Raw genomic sequence first — 21,061 nt, 5'->3', positions numbered from 1 at the left:
TTAAGGAAGGACAGGAGTGCAGCATATGAATTCTGATCAGGTAAAATCCGGCGTGGAGCGTGCTCCCCACCGTTCCCTTTTAAAAGCCGACGGATACAGCGACGAGCAGATCCGCCGCCCCTTCGTGGGCGTGGTCAACTCATTCAATGAGATCGCCCCGGGCCACGTACACTTACAGACCATTGCCAGGGCCGTCAAGGACGGCGTTCTGGCGGCCGGCGGGACTCCCATGGAGTTTAATACCATCGGCGTCTGCGACGGCATCGCCATGGGCCACAAGGGCATGCATTTTTCCTTAAGCTCCAGGGAGCTGATCGCGGATACCATCGAATGCATGGTAAGCGGCCACTGCTTCGACGCCCTGGTGTTCATTCCCAACTGCGACAAGATCGTGCCGGGAATGCTCATGGCGGCCCTGCGCCTGAATCTCCCCTGTATTTTCGTATCCGGAGGCCCCATGCTCTCCATTGGACAAAGAGACTTAAACTCCGTGTTTGAGGCAGTGGGAGCCAGAAAGGCCGGTCTCATCGGCGACGGTGAGCTGGCTGAGATCGAGGGAAGCTCCTGTCCCGGCTGCGGCTCCTGCTCCGGTATGTTCACGGCCAACTCCATGAACTGCCTTACAGAGGTCCTGGGACTGGGCCTTCCAGGAAACGGAACCATCCCGGCGGTTTACGGCGAGCGGATCCGCCTGGCAAAGACGGCGGGGATGCAGGTCATGAAGCTTCTTGAGAACAACATCCGTCCCAGGGACATCGTGACGGAAAAGTCCTTTGAGAATGCCCTGACCGCGGACATGGCCCTGGGCTGCTCCACCAACTCAGCCCTCCATCTTCCGGCCATTGCCCATGAGGCGGGGATCTCCATCAATCTCCATATGATCAACGAGATCAGCGAGAAGACGCCCAACCTGTGCCATCTGGCTCCGGCGGGCCATCACCACATGCAGGATCTGATGCAGGCCGGAGGGATCTCCGCTGTGTTAAAGGAGCTGCTGGACGGCGGGATGATCGACGGAAGCTGTATGACCGTCACAGGAAAGACCCTGGGTGAGAACGTGGCTCATGCAGAGAACCGTGATCCGGAGGTGATCCGGCCACTGGACCGTCCGTATACAAAGACCGGAGGGCTGGCGGTGCTCTTTGGAAACCTGGCGCCCAACGGAGCCATTGTAAAGCGCTCTGCCGTAAAGCAGGAAATGCTGGTGAACACGGGGACTGCCCGGTGCTTCGACTCTGAGGAGGAGGCCATTGCAGCCATTTATGCCGGAAAGATCGTGCCTGGAGACGTGGTGGTGATCCGCTACGAGGGCCCGTCCGGCGGACCTGGAATGCGGGAAATGCTTTCCCCCACCTCCGCCATCGTGGGAATGAAGCTGGATACCACCGTGGCCCTTCTGACGGACGGAAGATTTTCCGGCGCGTCCTGCGGAGCCGCCATCGGCCATATTTCTCCAGAGGCAGCGGCCGGAGGCCCCATCGCCTATGTGAAGGATGGGGATCAGATCGCCATCGACATTCCCAATTACAGCATAAAGCTGCTGGTTTCCGATGAGGAGATGGAGGAGCGCAGAAGGACCATGAAGTTAAAGGAGCCGAAGCAGGTGACCGGATATCTGAAACGGTATGCCAGAATGGTATCCTCAGCAGACAGAGGAGCAATCGTAGAATAATGAACCAGATCGTATCCAATCTGCTGGTATACGGAAAACTGCCGGAGGACTCGATCCTCTGGCAGCTTTCTGATATCTGCATGAGATTAAAAGACGGGAGCCAGGACAGGGACGTGCTGCGCACCCGGGTATTCGGCCAGGTGAAAAACCTCCTTTCTGTATCCACTGATTATGCCTTTGATAAAAACCTCTGGCAGAATTACCTGACCTTTCTCCTGATCACCAGTGAGAATCCCTTCAGCCTTGTATGTGAAAAGGTGGGAGCCCAGGACGGAACGGTCAATATCTTTGTAAAACATGATCTTGAAATGTTCCGGCAGCTGTTCCATTACGATTTTTCCTGGATGGAGGAGGCGCTTTCCATCGACTGCTTTTACCATCTGACCCATTATAAGGCCATCCGGAAAAAGGAACTGATGTATAACAGGAACGTCAGTGAGAAGGTGCGGGCCCTGAGTGAAAAGCTGGCGGAGGCAGAGGATGCAGAGGCCTTTTTTTTCCATGTGACCGGGTTTTACCGGGATTACGGCGTGGGTATGTTCGGACTGAATAAGGCCTTCCGCATTGCCGGGAATGAGGACGGGACCGTCCGCTTCCTTCCCATCAACAATATGGATGCAGTGATGCTGGACGATCTCATTGGCTATGAGCTCCAGAAAAAGAAGCTGGTGGATAATACCAAGGCCTTCGTGGAGGGAAAGGCCGCCAACAATGTCCTTTTATTTGGAGATTCCGGTACAGGAAAATCCACCAGCATCAAGGCCATCGTGAACCAGTTTTACCCCGACGGCCTCAGGATGATCGAGATCTACAAGCACCAGTTCAAGGATCTTTCCGCCATCATCGCCCAGGTGAAGAACCGGAATTACCGGTTCATCATCTACATGGATGATCTGTCCTTCGAGGAATTTGAGATCGAGTATAAGTTCTTAAAGGCCGTCATCGAGGGAGGCGTGGAGACAAAGCCGGATAATGTGCTGATCTATGCCACCTCCAACCGCCGTCACCTTATAAAAGAGACCAGCCGCGACCGGGACGACATGGAGCACGGAGAGGACATGCACCGGTCCGATACCATGGAGGAAAAGCTGTCCCTGGTGAACCGGTTCGGCCTTACTATCTATTACGCCAAGCCGGATAAGAGCGGCTTCAATGCGATGGCTGTGGAGCTGGCACGCCGGGCCGGGATCACGCCGGAGGAGATGAGTGATGAGGAGATCGGTTATGAAGCCAACCGGTTTGAGATGCGGGGCGGCGGTCTTTCCGGCCGGACGGCCCAGCAGTTCGTCAATCATCTTGTGGCAGTGAAGCGGTAGCCTGGGGACAGGGGATCCAGAGGACACAAGGGAAAAACCGATAAAAGACATATTGTTACATTATGTTCAGAAAAAAGCATCGATCATGAAAAATGATAATGCTTTTTTTGCGTTCTATGCAAATTGTCAAACGTTGTCGAAAGTTGCGGACGAATTTCATTGCTTCTTTCTCGGTTAAAAGCCTATAATAAAACCGCTTGTTCCCCGTTTTTTAAAAGAAAATGGAAAATGCAGGGGGATAGACATTGATTATGACAGTTTAGGAGGGAATGCTATGGCAGAGGTTTCGGTTGCAATCGCAGATGATAACAGACAGACGTTAAATCTGTTGGGAGAGATACTTGAGAAGGAAGACGGGATCCATGTGGTGGGAAAGGCGGACAACGGTGAGGATGCGTATAACATGATCGTGGAGACGAACCCGGATATCGTTCTGATGGATGTGATCATGCCGAGACTGGATGGGATTTCTGTGATGGAGCGGGTCAGGAACAACAGCCAGATGAAGGGAACGCCGTCCTTCATTATGGTAACGGCTGCCAGCAGCCAGGATGTGACCGAGGACGCGTTCCGTCTGGGAGCCAATTACTACATAATGAAGCCGTTCAGCCGGGACGTGGTGTTGGATAAGATCCGCCGGGTCAGCCGGGGAAGGGTACGGGCTGCTGCGGCCGGCGACCACGGAGGCGTGCGGCGGGTACAGCCATATCTGGATAAGGCGGCGTACATGGAGCAGAACCTGGAGACCGATGTGACCCAGATGCTCCATGAGATCGGGATCCCTGCCCATATTAAGGGATATCAGTATCTGAGAGATGCCATCATCATGTCGGTGCAGGACGCGGAGATGCTGTCATCGGTGACAAAGATCTTATATCCCACCATTGCCAAGCGTCATCAGACCACGTCCAGCCGTGTGGAGCGGGCCATCCGCCACGCCATTGAGGTGGCCTGGAGCCGGGGAAAGATGGATACCCTGAATGAACTTTTTGGCTATACGGTCAACGGGGGCAAGGGAAAACCGACGAATTCAGAATTTGTGGCACTGATCGCAGATAAGATCCGCCTGGACTATAAGAGAATGTAACCGTCCAGCCATATATAAGAGAATCTAAAAAGTTTATGGACCTACTTTCTAAATCCCTGGGAATGTGGTATACTGAACCTAATGAAAATGAGCGAAAACTGTATTAGCGGAAGGATGGGTTCAGTATGAAAAACATATTATTTATCGCTTCGGAGGCTGTGCCTTTTATCAAGACCGGGGGCCTGGCGGACGTTGTGGGTTCTCTTCCCAAATGTTTTGACAAAAAATACTTTGACGTACGTGTGATGATACCCAAATATCTCTGTATAAAAGAAGTGCTCCGCAATGAAATGACCTATATAGACCATTTCTATATGGATTATCTGGGCCAGAGCCGTTATGTGGGGATCCTCCAGTATGTATATGAAGGGATCACATTTTATTTCATCGATAATGAAAGCTACTTCTGGGGGGAAAAGCCCTACGGCGACTGGTATTATGATCTGGAAAAGTTCTCCTTCTTCTCCCAGGCAGCCCTTTCGGCCCTTCCGGTGATCGGATGGAAGCCGGATATCGTCCACTGCCACGACTGGCAGACGGGACTGATCCCAGTCTATTTAAAGGACCGGTTCCGCGGCGGAGAATTCTTCCGCGATATGAAGACGGTCATGACGATCCACAATCTGAAATTCCAGGGTGTGTGGGATGTGAAGACCATCCAGAGATTTTCCGGCCTTCCGGATTACTATTTTACGCCGGATAAGCTGGAGGCCTACAAGGACGGCAATATGTTAAAGGGCGGCCTGGTATATGCGGACGCCATCACCACCGTGAGCAGCACCTACGCAGAGGAGATCAAGACCCCGTTTTACGGCGAGGGCCTGGACGGACTCATGAGAGCCCGGGCCAACGACCTGAGGGGGATCGTCAACGGCATCGATTACGATGATTTCAACCCGGAGACCGATCCCTATATCGCCCAGCAGTATAACGCGAAAAATTTCCGGAAGGAAAAGGCAAAGAATAAGCTGGCGCTCCAGGAGGAACTGGGACTGGCAAGAGATGACAAGAAATTCATGATCGGCATCGTTTCCCGTCTTACGGATCAGAAGGGCCTGGATCTGATCCAGTGCGTGATGGACGAGATCTGTACCGACGATGTGCAGCTGGTGGTCCTGGGAACGGGAGACGATAAATACGAGAACATGTTCCGTCATTATGACTGGAAATACCATGACCGGGTATCTGCCCAGATCTATTATTCGGAGCCCATGTCCCATAAGATCTACGCGGCCTGCGATGCCTTCCTGATGCCGTCCCTGTTTGAGCCCTGCGGCTTAAGCCAGCTGATGGCTCTCCGGTACGGCACTGTGCCCATTGTCCGGGAGACCGGCGGCTTAAAGGATACCGTATGGCCATACAATGAATACGAGGGGACCGGGACCGGCTTCTCCTTTGCCAATTACAATGCCCATGAGATGTTAAACATCATCCGCTACGCAAAATATATCTACTACAATAAAAAGCGTGAATGGAACAAGATCGTGGACCGGGATATGGCGGTGGATTTTTCCTGGAATACATCCGCAGGAAAATACCAGGAGCTGTACGACTGGCTGTTGGGGTACTAGGGAATGCAGTTTGGAGGAAACCATGGAGATTTGGAATGAGATACTAGGGAACCAGGTGCTGGTGTGTTCCGTGGCGGGCTGGACGGTGGCCCAGGTCTTAAAGATCATCATTGACGTGGTCTTAAACCGGTCGTTCAACCCGGAGCGGCTGTTCGGCTCTGGCGGGATGCCCAGTTCCCATTCGGCCACGGTATGCGCGCTGACCACGGCATCGGGGCTTAAATACGGCGTGGGCAGCTTTGAATTTGCCATCAGCTTTGTGGTGGCCATGGTCGTCATGTACGATGCCATGGGCGTCCGCCGGGAGACGGGAAAACAGGCGCAGCTTTTAAATAGTGTGTTTTTTGAAAATATACTGAACCTGGACGGAGTCCTGCTCCAGGAGAAACTGAAGGAGTATGTGGGCCATACGCCTCTCCAGGTGGCGGCAGGCGCGGTCCTGGGGATCGGCATGACTCTGGTCATCAGCAGTTTTTACTAGGATCCGCGGAAAAATGGGGATGAAAACCTCATAAGCTATATATTTTGGCGAAAAAATCATTAGGGGATATTGCAATATCTGGCAATATCCCTTATAATGTCAGCAGACCGTTTTCCGGCCTGCTGTTTTTGTGCGCAAATTTCCAAACCATATGTCCTGGCAGCGGACATGGGAAAACGCATGGCAGGAACCGGGAAATGGAGAAACTAGTCACGTAGAAGCTTTTCTACAAATTTGATAGGAGGAAGAAAAACTTATGGCAAAGTGGGTTTATAAGTTTGAAGAAGGTAATGCTTCGATGAGAAACCTTCTCGGCGGTAAAGGCTGCAACCTGGCTGAGATGACGATCCTTGGCATGCCGATCCCGCAGGGCTTTACTGTTACGACAGAGGCCTGCACCGATTACTACAACAGCGGCAAGCAGATCACAGAGGAGATCCAGAACCAGATCTTCGAGGCTATTACATGGTTAGAGGGTGTAAACGGAAAGAAATTCGGTGATACCGAAGATCCGTTGCTGGTTTCCGTTCGTTCCGGTGCAAGAGCATCCATGCCGGGTATGATGGATACCATCTTAAACCTTGGTTTAAACGACGTGGCTGTTGAGGGCTTCGCAAAGAAGACCGGCAATCCGCGTTTTGCATATGATTCTTACAGAAGATTCATCCAGATGTATTCTGACGTTGTTATGGAAGTTCCCAAGTCCTACTTCGAGAAGATCATCGACGAGATGAAAGAGGCAAAGGGCGTTCATTTCGATACAGAGCTGACCGCTGACGACTTAAAGGAATTAGCAGACAAGTTCAAAGCTGTTTACAAAGAGGCTATGAATGGGGAAGAGTTCCCGCAGGATCCCAAGGAGCAGCTGATGGGCGCCGTTAAGGCTGTATTCCGTTCCTGGGACAACCCGCGTGCCATCGTATACCGTCGTATGAACGATATTCCGGGCGACTGGGGTACCGCTGTAAACGTACAGACCATGGTATTCGGAAACAAGGGTGAGACATCTGGTACAGGCGTTGCCTTCACACGTAACCCCTCCACTGGCGAAAAGGGTATCTTCGGTGAGTACCTGATCAACGCCCAGGGTGAGGACGTGGTTGCAGGCGTTCGTACACCGCAGCCCATCACCCAGCTTGAAAAAGACCTTCCGGACTGCTACAAGCAGTTTATGGATCTTGCAATGAAGCTGGAGAACCATTTCCACGATATGCAGGATATGGAGTTCACCATCGAGGAAGGCAAATTATACTTCTTACAGACACGTAACGGTAAGAGAACTGCTCCGGCTGCGATCCAGATCGCCTGCGATCTCGTAGACGAGGGACAGATCACTCCCGAGGAGGCTGTATGCAGAATCGAGGCTAAGTCTCTTGACCAGTTATTACATCCCACCTTCGATCCGGCTGCATTAAAGGCTGGCGAGGTGATCGGACAGGCTCTTCCGGCTTCCCCGGGTGCAGCAGCAGGTAAGGTATGCTTCGACGCAGAGACTGCCAAGGCTGCAGGCATCGGCGGCAAGGGCGAGAGAGTGATCCTGGTTCGTCTGGAGACATCTCCGGAGGACATCGAGGGTATGCACGCTGCACAGGGTATCCTGACTGTACGCGGTGGTATGACCTCCCACGCAGCAGTAGTTGCCCGTGGTATGGGTACCTGCTGTGTATCCGGCTGCGGCGAGATCAAGATCGACGAAGAGAAGAAGGAATTCTCCCTTGGCGGATATACCTTCCACGAAGGCGATTACATCTCCTTAGACGGAACCACAGGTAAGATCTACAAAGGCGATATCCAGACTCAGGAGGCTTCCGTTGGCGGAAACTTCAAGAGGATCATGGACTGGGCCGACAGCTTCCGTAAGCTGGGCGTTCGTACCAACGCAGATACACCGGCTGATACTGCAAACGCAGTGAAGCTTGGCGCTGAGGGTATCGGCCTCTGCCGTACCGAGCATATGTTCTTCGAGCCCGAGAGAATCCACAGCTTAAGAAAGATGATCCTTTCTGATACCGTTGAGGCAAGAGAGGCTGCATTAAACGAGCTGATCCCGTTCCAGAAGGGCGACTTCAAGGGCATGTACAAGGCTCTGGAAGGAAGACCGATGACCGTTCGTTACTTAGATCCGCCGCTGCATGAGTTCACTCCGAAGACAACTGAGGAGATGGCTGAGCTCGCAAAGGATATGGGTCTGACTGTTGAAGTTGTTAAAGCAAAATGTGATGAGCTCCATGAGTTCAACCCGATGATGGGTCACCGTGGATGCCGTCTGGCTGTTACTTATCCGGAGATCGCAAAGATGCAGACCCGTGCCGTTATGGAGGCTGCCATCGAGGTTAAGGAAGAGTGCGGCTACGACATCGTTCCGGAGATCATGATCCCGCTGATCGGTGAGAAGAAAGAGCTGAAGTTCGTTAAGGACATCGTTGTTGAAGTTGCTGAGCAGGTTAAGAAAGAGAAAGGCTCCGACATCCAGTACCATATCGGTACCATGATCGAGATCCCGCGTGCGGCTCTGACAGCCGGACAGGTAGCTGAAGAGGCAGAGTTCTTCTCCTTCGGTACCAACGACCTGACACAGATGACCTTCGGCTTCTCCCGTGACGACGCCGGCAAGTTCTTAGATTCCTACTACAAGGCTAAGATCTACGAGTCCGATCCGTTTGCAAGACTTGACCAGACAGGTGTTGGCCGTCTTGTGGAAATGGCTGTAAAGGAAGGACGCGCAACCCGTCCGGAGCTTAAGTGCGGTATCTGCGGCGAGCACGGCGGAGATCCGTCTTCCGTAGAGTTCTGCCATAAGGTAGGCTTAAACTATGTATCCTGTTCTCCGTTCCGTGTGCCGATCGCAAGACTGGCTGCTGCCCAGGCTGCTATCAAGAACCCCCGCAAGTAAGAGTTCTGTCATTCACCATTGGATTTGATGAAGCGCAAACCTTCTATAAATCCCATGGATACGGCATAAAACCGTCAAAATGGCATGATTTGACCGTGGAGGTTTATATCTAATCACCAAAACCCCCGTACATTCCCAATTGGGCAATGTGCGGGGGTTTTTTGTTGTTATTTTGGGCTGTTTGTACAAATCTAAACGGGAACGCAAAAATGTATTCTGATTTCAAAAATACATTTTGTCCATGCTCGCTGCTATTTTCACAGCAGCCAATTCCGTAATTTTGGACGAATTCAGCTTTCAGTAAAGGAGGCCATTATGAGACGAGACGATCAAAGGCAAGCAGTAAAAAACATTCCCTTGGAACAACTGAAGCCATTTAAGAATCATCCCTTTCAGGTACGAGACGATGAGGAATTTCGGCGTCTTGTTGAGAGCATTGAAATTCACGGTGTAATTCATCCAGCGGTGGCTCGCCAGATTGGTGAGGATTGTTATGAACTAATTTCTGGTCATCGACGCAAAGCGGCTTGTGAAGTATTGGGTTACTCTGAGATGCCTGTTTTAGTCCAGTCTATGACGGATGATGAGGCAGTTGTAAACATGGTAGATGCAAACCTTCAGCGTGAAACGATTCTCCCAAGTGAAAGAGCCTTTGCATACAAAATGAAGTTGGTAGCTATGAGCCATCAGGGGCGTAAAGGATTTACTTCCGCCCAACTTGGGCGGAAGTGTGTCGGAAAAGAATCCAGAGAGTTAATTGCTGAACAAGTCGGTCAAAGTCGCAACCAAATTTCTCGCTATATCCGTCTTACTGAATTGATACCAGAAATCCTTGAAATGGTTGATAATCGAAAAATGGCATTGAATCCAGCAGTATCTATTTCCTACTTGGACAAGAAGCAACAGAAGCTACTATATAAGGTAATGGTAGCACTAAAAGCAACCCCATCTATTTCTCAGGCAAAAGCCATCCGAGAAAAGGCCAGTGAATCAGACTTTACAGAAGATTACTTGGTTTGTATCTTATCGGAAAAGAAACCAAACCAGAGAGAGCCGATGATTGTTGAAGAAGAAGAAATCAAGCAGTATTTCCCCTCGCATTACAATAGTGAACAGATGCACAACACGATTTTACTGTTGATTAGAAATTGGAGTAAAAAGCGTGGCTACACACAATAAAAGGTCATTATACCTTGTCACAACAGGGAGCAGAAAAATTTTCTGCTCCTTTTTTTATTTTTTGCGCAACAAACGGCCTCTGCCGTGGCCTACAAGTGAGAGTTACATCTCGTGGACCTTGAAAATTCAGAAGAACATCAGGTACAACCGTCCCTCGGAGAGCCACTCCGGTGATACGCCATGACGCCTACGGGTCGAGCGACTTCCCTATCGCCGGTAAAGAGCTTGATAACTTGAGGCCACGATCCAGGGACAGGGGGAAAACTTACACTCAGCCACAGTCCGAGCGTTAAAAGCGTCGCAGGCAATGGGAGTGTCCGGTACAGAACCGTGATAAATGAATCCTAAATCAAAAGGATGCCGAAATGTTCTTGATTTTAAGAAAACCCAAGGGGGTAGTTTACCCTCTTTACATTCCATCTTCTGTTCAAGACACAGGAGGAAACTGAAATGAACACACAAATTATCGCCATCGCCAACCAGAAAGGCGGCGTTGGCAAGACAACCACCTGCGCAAATCTGGGTATCGGGCTGGCGCAGACGGGGAAGAAAGTTCTGCTGATCGACGGAGACCCGCAGGGCAGCCTGACCATCAGCCTGGGCCATCCCCAGCCGGACAAGCTGCCCTTTACTCTGTCCGACGCGATGGGCCGTATCCTGATGGACGAGCCGATGCGCCCCGGCGAGGGCATCCTGCACCACCCGGAAGGCGTTGACCTGATGCCTGCCGACATCCAGCTCTCCGGCATGGAGGTCTCCCTGGTGAACGCCATGAGCCGTGAGACCATCTTGCGGCAATACCTGGACACGCTCAAGGGACAGTATTCCCATATCCTGATTGACTGTCAGCCCTCCCTGGGGATGCTTACGGTCAATGCGTTGGCGGCTGCCAACAGGGTCATAATCCCCGTCCAGGCGGAGTATCTGCCCGCCAAGGGCCTGGAACAGCTGCTCCAGACGGTCAATAAGGTGAAACGGCAGATCAACCCCAAGCTCCAGATCGACGGTATCCTGCTGACGATGGTGGACAACCGCACCAACTTTGCCAAGGAGATTGCGGCTCTGCTGCGAGAAACCTACGGCAGCAAAATCAAAGTGTTCGGAACTGAGATTCCCCATTCTGTCCGAGCAAAGGAAATCAGTGCCGAGGGCAAGAGTATTTTTGCCCATGACCCCAAGGGCAAAGTGGCCGAGGGTTACAAGAATCTGACCCAGGAGGTGATGAAACTTGAAAAGCAGCGCGAAAAAAATAGAGCTGGCCTCAGTAGATGACCTGTTTTCTACTGAAGAAAGTCGGCAAGACGAGCAACTGGAAAAAATCCAGGAAATTCCCCTATCTGAACTGCATCCGTTCAAGGATCACCCCTTCAAGGTCAAGGATGATGATGCAATGATAGAAACCGCAGACAGCATCAAAAAGTATGGCGTGTTGGTTCCTGCGATTGCCAGACCTCTGCCTGATGGCAGTTATGAGCTGGTAGCCGGACACAGACGCCGCAGAGCCAGCGAGTTGGCCGGAAAAGAAACCATGCCTGTCATTGTGCGCGACTTGGATGACGATGCTGCCACAATTATTATGGTTGACAGCAATTTGCAGCGAGAAAATCTGCTCCCCAGTGAAAGGGCCTTTGCCTACAAAATGAAGCTGGAAGCCATTAAACATCAGGGAGCAAGAACAGACCTGACTTCTGTTCAAGTTGAACAGAAGTTGAGCGCCAGAGACCAGGTGGCAAAAGAAGCCGGTGAACGAAGCGGTATCCAGGTAATGCGATATGTTCGTTTGACTGAGCTGATTCCAGAGCTTTTGGATATGGTGGATGAAAAGAAAATCGCATTTAATCCAGCCTATGAACTCTCTTTTTTGAAACCGGACGAACAGCAAATGCTGGTGGAAACAATGGACTATGAGCAGGCTACCCCTTCTCTCTCTCAGGCTCAGCGAATGAAAAAGTTCAGCCAGGATGGGAAATTGTCAGAAGATGTGATGCTTGCCATCATGTCAGAGGAAAAAAAGGGTGATCTGGATAAAGTGACCTTGAGCAGCGATACCTTGCGAAAGTATTTCCCCAAAAGCTATACACCGGCCAAAATGCAGGAAACCATTATTAAACTGCTGGAACAATGGCAGAAAAAACGCCAACGAGATCAGGAACGATGAAGGGAGAGCCTATGAAAGATATTGCAGCAAGGGAGCTGAAAGGCCACAACATTCTTGCAGTGGAGCGATTTTGGGACAGCACTTGCTGGATGATTGAGTTTACTGTCTTGCGTCCCAGCACTGCTTATGGAAGCCCCGGAGATGAAATGCGGCTGTTTTTGACTGAGGACGGTTATCAGGCCGCCCTGCAAAGCCAGCAGCGCCGGGAGATCAAGATCAAGCGTTACGCTCGTGTGATTGAGGGACATATCCTCGATTTCAAACCGGGAAAACGCCGCCGCTCATAAACCCATACAACGAAAGGAAAGGAATGAATATGTGTACTGTAAGAGAAATCCGAGAAGCTATTCAAGAAGATTGCCGCTCACAGCGTGATATGGAATCCACCTAGATTGACCGTGTTTTTCAAACCTTACCATTTTCTCAGGAAAGGGATCTGTTTGATAAACCACCAATGCCAAAACGCCCCTACCGACGCAAGAAAAAAGATACAGACAGACCCTAACCGCTGCCACAATTCTCTTATGAATTGCGGCTTTTTTCATACCTGAGAAATGAAAGGAGTGAAGTAAATGGCTGTTTTTCGTGTAGAACGCACTGGCGATTACACGGTTATGAGCAATTTCCATCTAAAGGATAAACGGCTTTCTTTGAAGGCAAAGGGTCTCTTGTCGCAGATGTTATCTCTGCCAGATGACTGGGATTATACGCTGTCAGGACTCAGCTATATCAATCGAGAAAGCAAAGATGCAATCCGCTCTGCTGTCAATGAGCTTGAAACAGCCGGATACATTCGGCGCAGACAGACAACTGATGCTTCTGGTAAATTCGCAGCCAATGAGTATACCATTTTTGAGCGTCCCATCGAGGGAGAACCGATGTTGGATAAGCCGTCGTCGGAAAACCCGATAACGGTAAACCCGTCAGCGGTAAATCCGTTACCGGAAAATCCAACACAATTAAATACTAAGAAATCAAATACCCAAAAACAAAATACTCATGGATCAAATACCGATTCCATTCCCTTCCGGGAAACAGCGGCGGCAATACCGCCGGAACGGAAAGGAAGGGATGCGATGTCTGTCACAGAGATAGAAAATTATCGGGAATTGATTTTGGAGAATATCGAGTATGACTGTCTGAAGCAGCGTTATCCTCTCTACCTGGATGACCTGAATGAGATTGTAGAGCTGTTGGTAGAAACGGTCTGTGCCAAACGAAAGACCACCCGGATCTCTGGTGCGGACTTTCCTCACGAGATTGTACGCTCCCGCTTTTTGAAGCTGGACAGCTCTCACATCGAGTTTGTCATGGACTGTCTGCAAAAGAACACCACTCAGGTACGCAACATCAAGCAGTACCTGCTCGCGGTGCTGTTCAATGCGCCTACCACCATGAACAATCACTTCACTTCATTGGTCAACCACGATATGCACGCAGGCGGCTGGTAATCGGCCGCTTTTGTATTACACCAAAGGAGGCACAGCATGAATCAGATTGAGATTTTCAATAGTCCAGAGTTTGGAAGCATTCGAGTAATCGAGGAAAATGGGAAATACCTGTTTTGCGGCGCTGATGTTGCAAAATCTCTGGGATACAAAGATACAGTAAATGCCCTAAAGACACATTGCAGAGAAGGTGGGGTGGCGTTTTACCACCTCACCGATAATTTGGGGCGTAAACAGAAAGCTAAATTCATCAGCGAAGGAAACCTGTATCGCTTGATTGTCCACAGCAAATTGCCATCGGCAGAACGATTTGAAAAATGGGTCTTTGACGAGGTTCTTCCTACCATTCGCAAGCATGGGTCCTATCTCACAAAAGAAAAGCTATGGGAAGTAGCCACTTCACCGGAGGCACTGCTCAAGCTCTGCTCAGATCTCCTGGCTGAACGAGAGGAGAATGTATCTCTGCGCATAGCAAACGCACAGCTGGAGGGTAAAGCCGCTTTCTATGACCTGTTTATTGATTTGGAGCATAGCACCAATCTCAGAACTACTGCCAAAGAGCTTGCTGTCCCGGAACGCCGCTTTGTCCGATTTCTTCTGGAAAAGCGTTTTGTGTACCGCACTGCGTCCGGCAATGTACTGCCCTATGCAAAGCCAGCCAATGAAGGGCTGTTTTGTGTAAAGGACTACTGCAATCACGGTCATACCGGTTCTTATACGCTGATAACTCCGCAAGGCAAGCTGTATTTTGCCCAGCTTCGGGAGATGATCTTGCTGGTCTCATAAGAACGGAAGGGAAGTGGGTTTTATGCAGGAAGGCAAAACAATCGGTCAGCTGATGGAGGAAATGCGCCAGAAGGCCGGGGCGCAGAACTACCACGGCCATGACTACATGGATCTTCAGCGATTTGCGGAGAATACCCGGCACATGGTTATTTTTGATGTGCTGACCGATGACTCCCCGGTGGGCTGGAAAGGAGAACGGACCCGCCTGTTTTTGTCAGATATAGGCTATGAAAAAGCGCTGGACAGTCAGGCAAAGGGGCAGATCAAAATTCTCAGCCATGCAAAGGTCAGAAATGGAGATTTGTTTTATGACCACAAAGAACAGATACGATAGGAGGTATCCGATATGAATGAGGAAAAGAAAGTACCCTTCAAGTGGGAATATGGGGAAGAAACCATATCGCTGCAACTTGGGATGTATGCGAATAATCAGCGGCTTTATATCGGCATGATTACCCATACAGAAGATGGGGCGGAACCGTTTGCAGATATGACGGTGAACCTTCCGGGGTATTCTCTGGACCCCGGAGAGGCGTTTATTTCCGGTGACATCAGCAAGGACCTGCTGCGATTCATCAAAGAGAACAAATTGGGGAAGGTGCTTCCCTACCAGGTGCAGTCCGGTTATGGAAAATATTCTGCTGTTGCCTTTGATCTGGAGAAGTTGAAGGCATTTGACCCCAAAGGTGTGGCAGAGTTTCGGAAAGAGTGGAATCTGCCGGATAAGAAGCCGGTAAAGAAAAAGAGCCGAGGGATGGAGCGATAAAGAAATATCTTCTCCGGCGGCTGGTGGTTCCGCCTTAGAAAGAAATGCACCACCCCTGCACACTCTGTGGAAAGGAGGCGATGAAAATGCAGGAAGAAGTGGAAAACAGGACTTTAACGCTGGTTGTCAGTGGAACAAAGTTCACCGGTCGGCTGCTTAAAGCTGCCATCAGCAAGTACATGGCCCACTGCAAGGAAAAGAAGCTGCAAAAGCAGAGAAGCCGTGACGCTCCTGTGACACCTCACGGCAAACAGACCGTCAAGCAGCTCATTGGTCAGAATCAGGGGATCTCCAATATTGAGATCACAGACCCTTCCATCAAGGAATTTGAGAAGATCGCCCGGAAATATGGTGTGGACTATGCGGTGAAGAAAGACCGCAGCAGCTCCCCACCCAAGTACCTGATCTTTTTCAAGGGCCGTGACGCCGATGCGCTGACCGCTGCATTTACCGAGTACACCAGCAAAAAGGTCAAGAAGGCCGAGAAAACGGAACGCCCGTCTGTGCTGGCAAAACTCAGTCAGTTCAAAGAGATGGTCAAAAATGCCGTGGTGGACCGCACCAAGCGAAAGGAGCTGGAACGATGAAAAAGCAGTTTGACATCAAAAAGCTCGTTTTGCTGAACCTGCCCTATCTTCTGATGGGGCTGTTTGCTACCAACTTCGGGGAGGCATGGCGACTGGCTCAGGGGGCAAATGCCTCAGAGAAATTCCTTTCCCTGTTTGCTGTCCTGCCTGGGGCGTTGCAAAGTTTCTGGCCCAGCCTGCACCCGTTGGATCTGCTGGTGGGGCTGTGCTGCGGTGCTGGCCTGCGTCTGGCGGTGTATCTCAAAAGTAAAAACGCCAAGAAGTACCGTCACGGCATGGAGTATGGTTCTGCCCGTTGGGGAACCCGTGAGGATATTGCTCCCTATATCGACTCGGTGTTCCAGAACAATGTCATTCTCACAAAAACCGAAAGCCTGACCATGAACAGCCGCCCCAAAGACCCAAAGACCGCCAGAAACAAAAATGTGCTGGTGATCGGCGGCTCCGGTTCCGGTAAGACCCGCTTCTGGCTCAAACCGAATTTGATGCAGATGCACAGTTCTTATGTGGTCACAGACCCGAAGGGAACCATTTTGGTGGAGTGCGGGAAAATGCTCCAAAGGGGCGCACCCAAACTGGGAAAGGACGGAAAGCCCATGAAGGATAAGCACGGTAAGGTCATCTATGAGCCTTACCGGATCAAGGTCCTAAATACCATCAACTTCCGAAAATCAATGCACTATAACCCTTTCGCCTATATCCATAGCGAAAAGGACATCTTGAAGCTGGTCACAACGCTGATCGCCAACACCAAAGGCGCGCGCCCAGATAGGGCGTAGTAAGAAGTAGAATCAGGCACTACCCACTCAGATAACAGTGGAAACGACCCGCCTAACCGATAGGCGAAAGCTGATGCGGGACCATAGCATGGCGGGAAAGCGATAAGTTGCTCTATACACAAGAGCACGACTGAATTGCTACGTTAAGCGGATATGAGGATAGAACTACTGAATGTTGAATGCGAGTTTCAAGTCCCCGTTGTGTTCGGGCGGAGGAATGTGTATGTAACCACCGTAGATACGGCGGCATCAACCTCTGACATGAATAACATTGCGTTTCGCCTTTGCGCGATGGGTTATCAATCAATTCATGTGACAAGCCAGAGAACTGGAAATAACGAAACGAAAGCGTATCCGACAATCCGCATTTGCCTACTTATTACGCTAACTGGGGATTGCCTAAGTCGGAATGCTCAAACGAGCTATGCGAAATGCCCCCTGTGGGTGATAAATCCCAAGCCCTCGAAAGGCAAGGGAGATGACGCTGAATATCCGATACGGCAACGGAGTTCTCATAGTAGTCCTGTGGGAAGTAACGACTCTCACGGAATATATCCTGTATTCCAGACGAAGGAGAACAGTTATTGCATTCCAAAATTGAAATTTGATTAGGGAGGAAAGCCTCAAATGCAACCAACAATCGAGATTTTGGATAGAATCAGAAAAAATTCAAGGGACAACAAAGAGGAAATCTTCACAAGGTTCTACCGCTATCTATTAAGACCCGACCTGTATTATCTTGCGTACAAAAACCTCTACGCCAACAAGGGCGCAGGAACAAAAGGCGTGAATGACGACACGGCTGACGGATTCAGCAAGGAAAAAGTTGACCGGATCATCCAATCTCTGGCTGACGGAACCTATACTCCGAATCCTGTTCGCCGCGAGTACATCCAGAAAAAGCAGAACAGCACAAAAAAACGTCCTCTTGGAATTCCTACCTTTACGGACAAGCTGGTGCAGGAAGTATTGAGAATGATATTGGAATCGGTCTACGAGCCAATCTTCTCAAACAATTCTCACGGCTTTCGTCCCAACAGGAGCTGCCACACTGCGCTGAAATCTTTGAAAAGAGAATTTTCAGGTGTGTCGTGGTTTATTGAGGGCGATATTAAAGGCTGTTTCGATAACATTGACCACCAAGTTTTAGCAAACGTCATAAACGCCAAGATTAAAGATGCTCGGTTGATTCAGCTCATCTGGAAATTCCTAAAAGCCGGTTATATGGAGGACTGGCAATACCATGCTACCTACTCAGGCTGCCCGCAGGGCGGCATCGTTTCGCCCATACTCGCAAATATCTACCTGAATGAGCTGGACAAGTTCGTAGAAAAAACCGCCAAAGAGTTCTATAAAAGCAGGGACAGGCACCATACCCCGGAATACGATAAGGTCACATGGCAGATAAAAAAGGCTCAGAAACAGCTGAAAACTGCAGCGGGTCAGGAAAAAACAGCTTTGTTGCAGAAAATCGCTCAATTAAAAGCAGTCATGCATAAAACGCCCTGTATGTCCAAAACGGACAAAGTCATCAAATACATCCGTTATGCTGACGACTTCATTCTTGGCGTGAAGGGCGATAAAGCGGACTGTGAGCGTATCAAGAGACAGCTGTCCGACTTCATCAGCCAAACCCTGAAAATGGAGCTTTCAGAGCAAAAGACACTCATTACGCACAGTAACCAGTATGCAAGATTTTTGGGTTATGACATCCGTGTGAGGAGAGACCAGAAGCTAAAGCCGCACGGAAACCACGTTTCCCGCACGCTCAACGGGTCTGTTGAGCTGTGCATTCCGTTTGCGGACAAAATTATGCCTTTCCTGTTTGGGAAGTCGGTCATTCGGCAACTACGCGACGGGACAATAGAGCCTACCGCAAGAAAATATATCTTTCGGTGTACGGACTTGGAGATTGTATCAACGTACAACTCTGAGCTGCGCGGTATTTGCAACTATTACAGCATAGCCAGCAATTTCAACAAGCTTCAATATTTTGAATATTTGATGGAATACAGCTGCCTGAAAACTCTCGCTGGAAAGCATGAGAGCACCAGCAGAAAAATGATGCGCAAATACCGTGATGGAAACGGCAGCTGGGGTGTGCCCTACCAAACAAAAGCAGGCATAAAACGCCGCAGTTTCGCAAGGTTTATGGATTGCAAAAATACAGACCTCTGGACAGATAAAATCATAGACTTTGCAATCGCACACATCGGTTCCAGAACGTCATTTGACGATAGGCTGTCCGCCCGCGTGTGTGAGCTGTGCGGAAAGACCAATGTGCCGCTGGAAATACACCATGTAAATAAGGTGAAGAACCTCAAAGGAAAACAACTGTGGGAGCTTGCGATGATAGCGAAAAAGCGAAAAACACTTGCGGTGTGCAAGGACTGTCATCACAAGATTCACCACCCTTGAACGACACTGATTTGAAGCAATAATGGCGAGCCGGATACATCGAGAGGTGTACGTCCGGTTCTGGGAGGGGTTTGGGCAAACCTACGGCAGTAATGCCGCAAGGCGGCTCATTCCTACTCTACGAGGGCAAGGCCGGAGACGATTTTTGGGTCAAAGCGGAGACGCTGTTGTACTGCGCGCTCATTGGCTATATCCACTATGAGGCTCCGGTGGAGGAGCAGAACTTCTCCACCCTCATTGAGTTCATCAACGCCATGGAAGTCCGTGAGGATGACGAGGAGTTCAAAAACCCCGTAGACCTGATGTTTGATGCACTGGAAGCCGAGAAGCCAAACCACTTTGCGGTGCGCCAGTATAAGAAATATAAGCTGGCCGCCGGCAAAACAGCCAAGTCGATCCTGATTTCCTGTGGTGCGCGCCTCGCGGTATTCGACATTGCAGAGCTGCGTGAGGTCACAGCCTATGATGAGCTGGAGCTGGACACTCTGGGCGACCGGAAAACTGCCTTGTTCCTCATCATGAGTGATACTGACGACAGCTTTAATTTTCTTATATCCATGTGTTATACCCAACTTTTCAACCTGCTCTGCGAAAAAGCCGACGATGTGTATGGCGGCAGGCTCCCGGTCCATGTGCGCTGTCTCATTGATGAAGCCGCCAATATCGGGCAGATTCCCCGTTTGGAAAAGCTGGTAGCAACCATCCGAAGCCGTGAGATCTCCGCCTGTCTGGTGTTGCAGGCGCAGAGTCAGCTCAAGGCGATCTATAAGGACAATGCGGATACCATCATCGGCAACATGGATACTTCCATTTTTCTGGGCGGTAAGGAGCCAACCACCCTCAAGGAGCTGGCTGCCGTGCTGGGCAAGGAAACCATCGACACCTACAACACCGGAGAGAGCCGTGGCCGGGAAACTTCCCATTCTCTCAACTATCAAAAATTGGGGAAAGAGCTGATGAGCCAGGATGAGCTTGCAACGATGGACGGAAACAAGTGCATCCTCCAGCTGCGCGGTGTGCGTCCTTTCCTTTCGGATAAGTACGACATCACCAAGCACCCCAATTTCAAGTACACTGCCGACGCGGATGACAAGAACGCTTTTGACATTGAAGCATTCCTGTCCGCAAGGCTGAAACTCAAGCCCAATGAGGTCTGCGATGTATATGAAGTAGACACAAAGGGCGCTTAACTTCGTTCCGCTTTTGAAAGGAGTGATCTTATCTATTCGCCGCACCTGCCCTCTATGGGCCATTGGCGTACAAAGCGGACAATCGCAAGAAAAAATAATGAAAAAGGAGGACAGCCGGAATCATGCCCCGGAAATCGGGTGGCAGATTGTTCCGGCTTTTGTATGCCTATGAAACATGACAAACCTATTTTTTAATCAGATTCCGGCTAACAAACTATATGGCATTTTTTGAACAGGCAATCACCGTTCTTCAGACCCTCGTTATCGCGCTCGGTGCCGGTCTCGGTATCTGGGGCGTTATCAACCTCTTGGAGGGCTACGGAAATGATAATCCGGGCGCAAAAAGCCAGGGCATGAAGCAGCTCATGGCCGGCGCTGGTGTAGCCGTAGTCGGCATGGTCCTTGTACCTCTGCTCTCCGGGCTTTTCTCTGTCTAAGCGTCTCTGCATGAAATCCTTGCCGCTCCCGCAGTTTTGCGGGGGCGGCGGAAAGGAGGTTGACACCGTATGGATTTCTTACTTGAAGCCCTGACAAATTGGCTGAAAGAAATGCTGGTGGGCGGTATTATGAGCAACCTTTCGGGGATGTTTGACAGCGTAAACCAACAGGTCGCGGATATATCCGTACAGGTAGGACAGACCCCACAGGGATGGAATGGCAGTATTTTCAGCATGATTGAGAATCTGTCCAACTCCATCATGGTGCCGATTGCAGGCGTGATCCTGGCTAT

The 21,061-nt window shown here is 50.3% G+C and carries 18 protein-coding genes and 2 pseudogenes; all 20 read left to right on the top strand.

The features are described 5' to 3' along the window. Positions 1-25: 25 nt before the first annotated feature. Positions 26-1,672 (top strand): dihydroxy-acid dehydratase, encoded by a 1,647-nt coding sequence (ilvD, locus tag OCV69_RS12195; RefSeq protein WP_158359461.1) that lies wholly within the window; start codon positions 26-28, stop codon positions 1,670-1,672. Beyond that, a complete protein-coding gene (locus OCV69_RS12190) occupies positions 1,672-2,988 on the top strand; it encodes an ATP-binding protein (RefSeq protein ID WP_158359463.1) in 1,317 nt (438 codons plus the stop codon). Before ilvD ends, OCV69_RS12190 begins: the two co-directional genes overlap by 1 nt. A gap of 274 nt (positions 2,989-3,262) precedes the next feature. Continuing rightward, positions 3,263-4,075 (top strand): sporulation transcription factor Spo0A, encoded by an 813-nt coding sequence (spo0A, locus tag OCV69_RS12185; protein ID WP_022273228.1) that lies wholly within the window; start codon positions 3,263-3,265, stop codon positions 4,073-4,075. 125 nt (positions 4,076-4,200) lie between these two features. After that, positions 4,201-5,646 carry a glycogen synthase GlgA gene (gene glgA, locus OCV69_RS12180; RefSeq protein ID WP_022273227.1) on the top strand — a complete coding sequence of 482 codons (1,446 nt, stop codon included), beginning with the start codon at positions 4,201-4,203 and terminating at the stop codon, positions 5,644-5,646. Positions 5,647-5,668: 22 nt separating this feature from the next. Further along, a complete protein-coding gene (locus tag OCV69_RS12175; RefSeq protein WP_158359465.1) occupies positions 5,669-6,127 on the top strand; it encodes a divergent PAP2 family protein in 459 nt (152 codons plus the stop codon). Between the two features lie 256 nt (positions 6,128-6,383). Next, complete coding sequence (gene ppdK, locus OCV69_RS12170; protein WP_158359466.1) at positions 6,384-9,020, top strand: pyruvate, phosphate dikinase; 2,637 nt, start codon at positions 6,384-6,386, stop codon at positions 9,018-9,020. 315 nt (positions 9,021-9,335) lie between these two features. Next, positions 9,336-10,199 (top strand): ParB/RepB/Spo0J family partition protein, encoded by an 864-nt coding sequence (locus OCV69_RS12165; protein ID WP_154040595.1) that lies wholly within the window; start codon positions 9,336-9,338, stop codon positions 10,197-10,199. A gap of 450 nt (positions 10,200-10,649) precedes the next feature. Continuing rightward, positions 10,650-11,471: a ParA family protein gene (locus OCV69_RS12160; RefSeq protein WP_148337531.1), complete on the top strand. Its 822-nt coding sequence runs from the start codon at positions 10,650-10,652 to the stop codon at positions 11,469-11,471. Next, complete coding sequence (locus OCV69_RS12155) at positions 11,428-12,357, top strand: ParB/RepB/Spo0J family partition protein (RefSeq protein WP_154040596.1); 930 nt, start codon at positions 11,428-11,430, stop codon at positions 12,355-12,357. The genes OCV69_RS12160 and OCV69_RS12155 overlap by 44 nt, the downstream gene beginning before the upstream one ends. Positions 12,358-12,368: 11 nt before the next feature. Next, positions 12,369-12,644, top strand: coding sequence for a DUF5720 family protein (locus OCV69_RS12150; protein ID WP_154040597.1), 276 nt, complete (start codon positions 12,369-12,371; stop codon positions 12,642-12,644). Positions 12,645-12,929: 285 nt separating this feature from the next. Then, entirely contained in the window at positions 12,930-13,808 is an 879-nt protein-coding gene (locus OCV69_RS12140) for a DUF6017 domain-containing protein (RefSeq protein WP_154250773.1), read from the top strand. Positions 13,809-13,844: 36 nt separating this feature from the next. After that, positions 13,845-14,591, top strand: coding sequence for a BRO family protein (locus tag OCV69_RS12135; RefSeq protein ID WP_154042122.1), 747 nt, complete (start codon positions 13,845-13,847; stop codon positions 14,589-14,591). Positions 14,592-14,613: 22 nt separating this feature from the next. Beyond that, positions 14,614-14,925 carry a DUF5720 family protein gene (locus tag OCV69_RS12130; protein ID WP_057571462.1) on the top strand — a complete coding sequence of 104 codons (312 nt, stop codon included), beginning with the start codon at positions 14,614-14,616 and terminating at the stop codon, positions 14,923-14,925. Between the two features lie 12 nt (positions 14,926-14,937). Beyond that, on the top strand, positions 14,938-15,357 hold the full coding sequence (locus tag OCV69_RS12125) for a DUF4313 domain-containing protein (protein ID WP_057571461.1): 420 nt from the start codon (positions 14,938-14,940) through the stop codon (positions 15,355-15,357). An 86-nt stretch (positions 15,358-15,443) separates the two neighbouring features. Further along, on the top strand, positions 15,444-15,944 hold the full coding sequence (locus OCV69_RS12120) for a PcfB family protein (RefSeq protein ID WP_002570687.1): 501 nt from the start codon (positions 15,444-15,446) through the stop codon (positions 15,942-15,944). Next, positions 15,941-16,702: pseudogene (locus OCV69_RS12115) on the top strand (type IV secretory system conjugative DNA transfer family protein); the annotation flags it as partial. The gene OCV69_RS12120 and the pseudogene OCV69_RS12115, both read left to right, overlap by 4 nt. A 648-nt stretch (positions 16,703-17,350) precedes the next feature. Continuing rightward, positions 17,351-19,141 (top strand): reverse transcriptase domain-containing protein, encoded by a 1,791-nt coding sequence (locus tag OCV69_RS12110; protein WP_158359470.1) that lies wholly within the window; start codon positions 17,351-17,353, stop codon positions 19,139-19,141. Between the two features lie 122 nt (positions 19,142-19,263). After that, positions 19,264-20,331 (top strand): annotated as a pseudogene (locus OCV69_RS12105) (VirD4-like conjugal transfer protein, CD1115 family); the annotation flags it as partial. 218 nt (positions 20,332-20,549) lie between these two features. Continuing rightward, positions 20,550-20,768: a Maff2 family mobile element protein gene (locus tag OCV69_RS12100; protein ID WP_003525154.1), complete on the top strand. Its 219-nt coding sequence runs from the start codon at positions 20,550-20,552 to the stop codon at positions 20,766-20,768. Between the two features lie 69 nt (positions 20,769-20,837). Then, positions 20,838-21,061: VirB6/TrbL-like conjugal transfer protein, CD1112 family (locus OCV69_RS12095; RefSeq protein ID WP_262563123.1), on the top strand; the 224-nt coding region annotated here is incomplete at its 3' end.

The organism is Alitiscatomonas aceti (assembly GCF_025567195.1).
In the GTDB taxonomy this organism is placed as follows: domain Bacteria; phylum Bacillota; class Clostridia; order Lachnospirales; family Lachnospiraceae; genus Alitiscatomonas; species Alitiscatomonas aceti.
Note: the sequence above shows the minus strand (reverse complement) of the source record. Positions and strands in the feature narration are given on the sequence as shown.

Coding starts and splice junctions, on each gene's coding strand:
- ilvD (WP_158359461.1), top strand. CDS start 26: ATGAATTCTGATCAGGTAAAATCCGGCGTGGAGCGTGCTCCCCACCGT.
- OCV69_RS12190 (WP_158359463.1), top strand. CDS start 1,672: ATGAACCAGATCGTATCCAATCTGCTGGTATACGGAAAACTGCCGGAG.
- spo0A (WP_022273228.1), top strand. CDS start 3,263: ATGGCAGAGGTTTCGGTTGCAATCGCAGATGATAACAGACAGACGTTA.
- glgA (WP_022273227.1), top strand. CDS start 4,201: ATGAAAAACATATTATTTATCGCTTCGGAGGCTGTGCCTTTTATCAAG.
- OCV69_RS12175 (WP_158359465.1), top strand. CDS start 5,669: ATGGAGATTTGGAATGAGATACTAGGGAACCAGGTGCTGGTGTGTTCC.
- ppdK (WP_158359466.1), top strand. CDS start 6,384: ATGGCAAAGTGGGTTTATAAGTTTGAAGAAGGTAATGCTTCGATGAGA.
- OCV69_RS12165 (WP_154040595.1), top strand. CDS start 9,336: ATGAGACGAGACGATCAAAGGCAAGCAGTAAAAAACATTCCCTTGGAA.
- OCV69_RS12160 (WP_148337531.1), top strand. CDS start 10,650: ATGAACACACAAATTATCGCCATCGCCAACCAGAAAGGCGGCGTTGGC.
- OCV69_RS12150 (WP_154040597.1), top strand. CDS start 12,369: ATGAAAGATATTGCAGCAAGGGAGCTGAAAGGCCACAACATTCTTGCA.
- OCV69_RS12140 (WP_154250773.1), top strand. CDS start 12,930: ATGGCTGTTTTTCGTGTAGAACGCACTGGCGATTACACGGTTATGAGC.
- OCV69_RS12135 (WP_154042122.1), top strand. CDS start 13,845: ATGAATCAGATTGAGATTTTCAATAGTCCAGAGTTTGGAAGCATTCGA.
- OCV69_RS12130 (WP_057571462.1), top strand. CDS start 14,614: ATGCAGGAAGGCAAAACAATCGGTCAGCTGATGGAGGAAATGCGCCAG.
- OCV69_RS12125 (WP_057571461.1), top strand. CDS start 14,938: ATGAATGAGGAAAAGAAAGTACCCTTCAAGTGGGAATATGGGGAAGAA.
- OCV69_RS12120 (WP_002570687.1), top strand. CDS start 15,444: ATGCAGGAAGAAGTGGAAAACAGGACTTTAACGCTGGTTGTCAGTGGA.
- OCV69_RS12110 (WP_158359470.1), top strand. CDS start 17,351: ATGCAACCAACAATCGAGATTTTGGATAGAATCAGAAAAAATTCAAGG.
- OCV69_RS12100 (WP_003525154.1), top strand. CDS start 20,550: ATGGCATTTTTTGAACAGGCAATCACCGTTCTTCAGACCCTCGTTATC.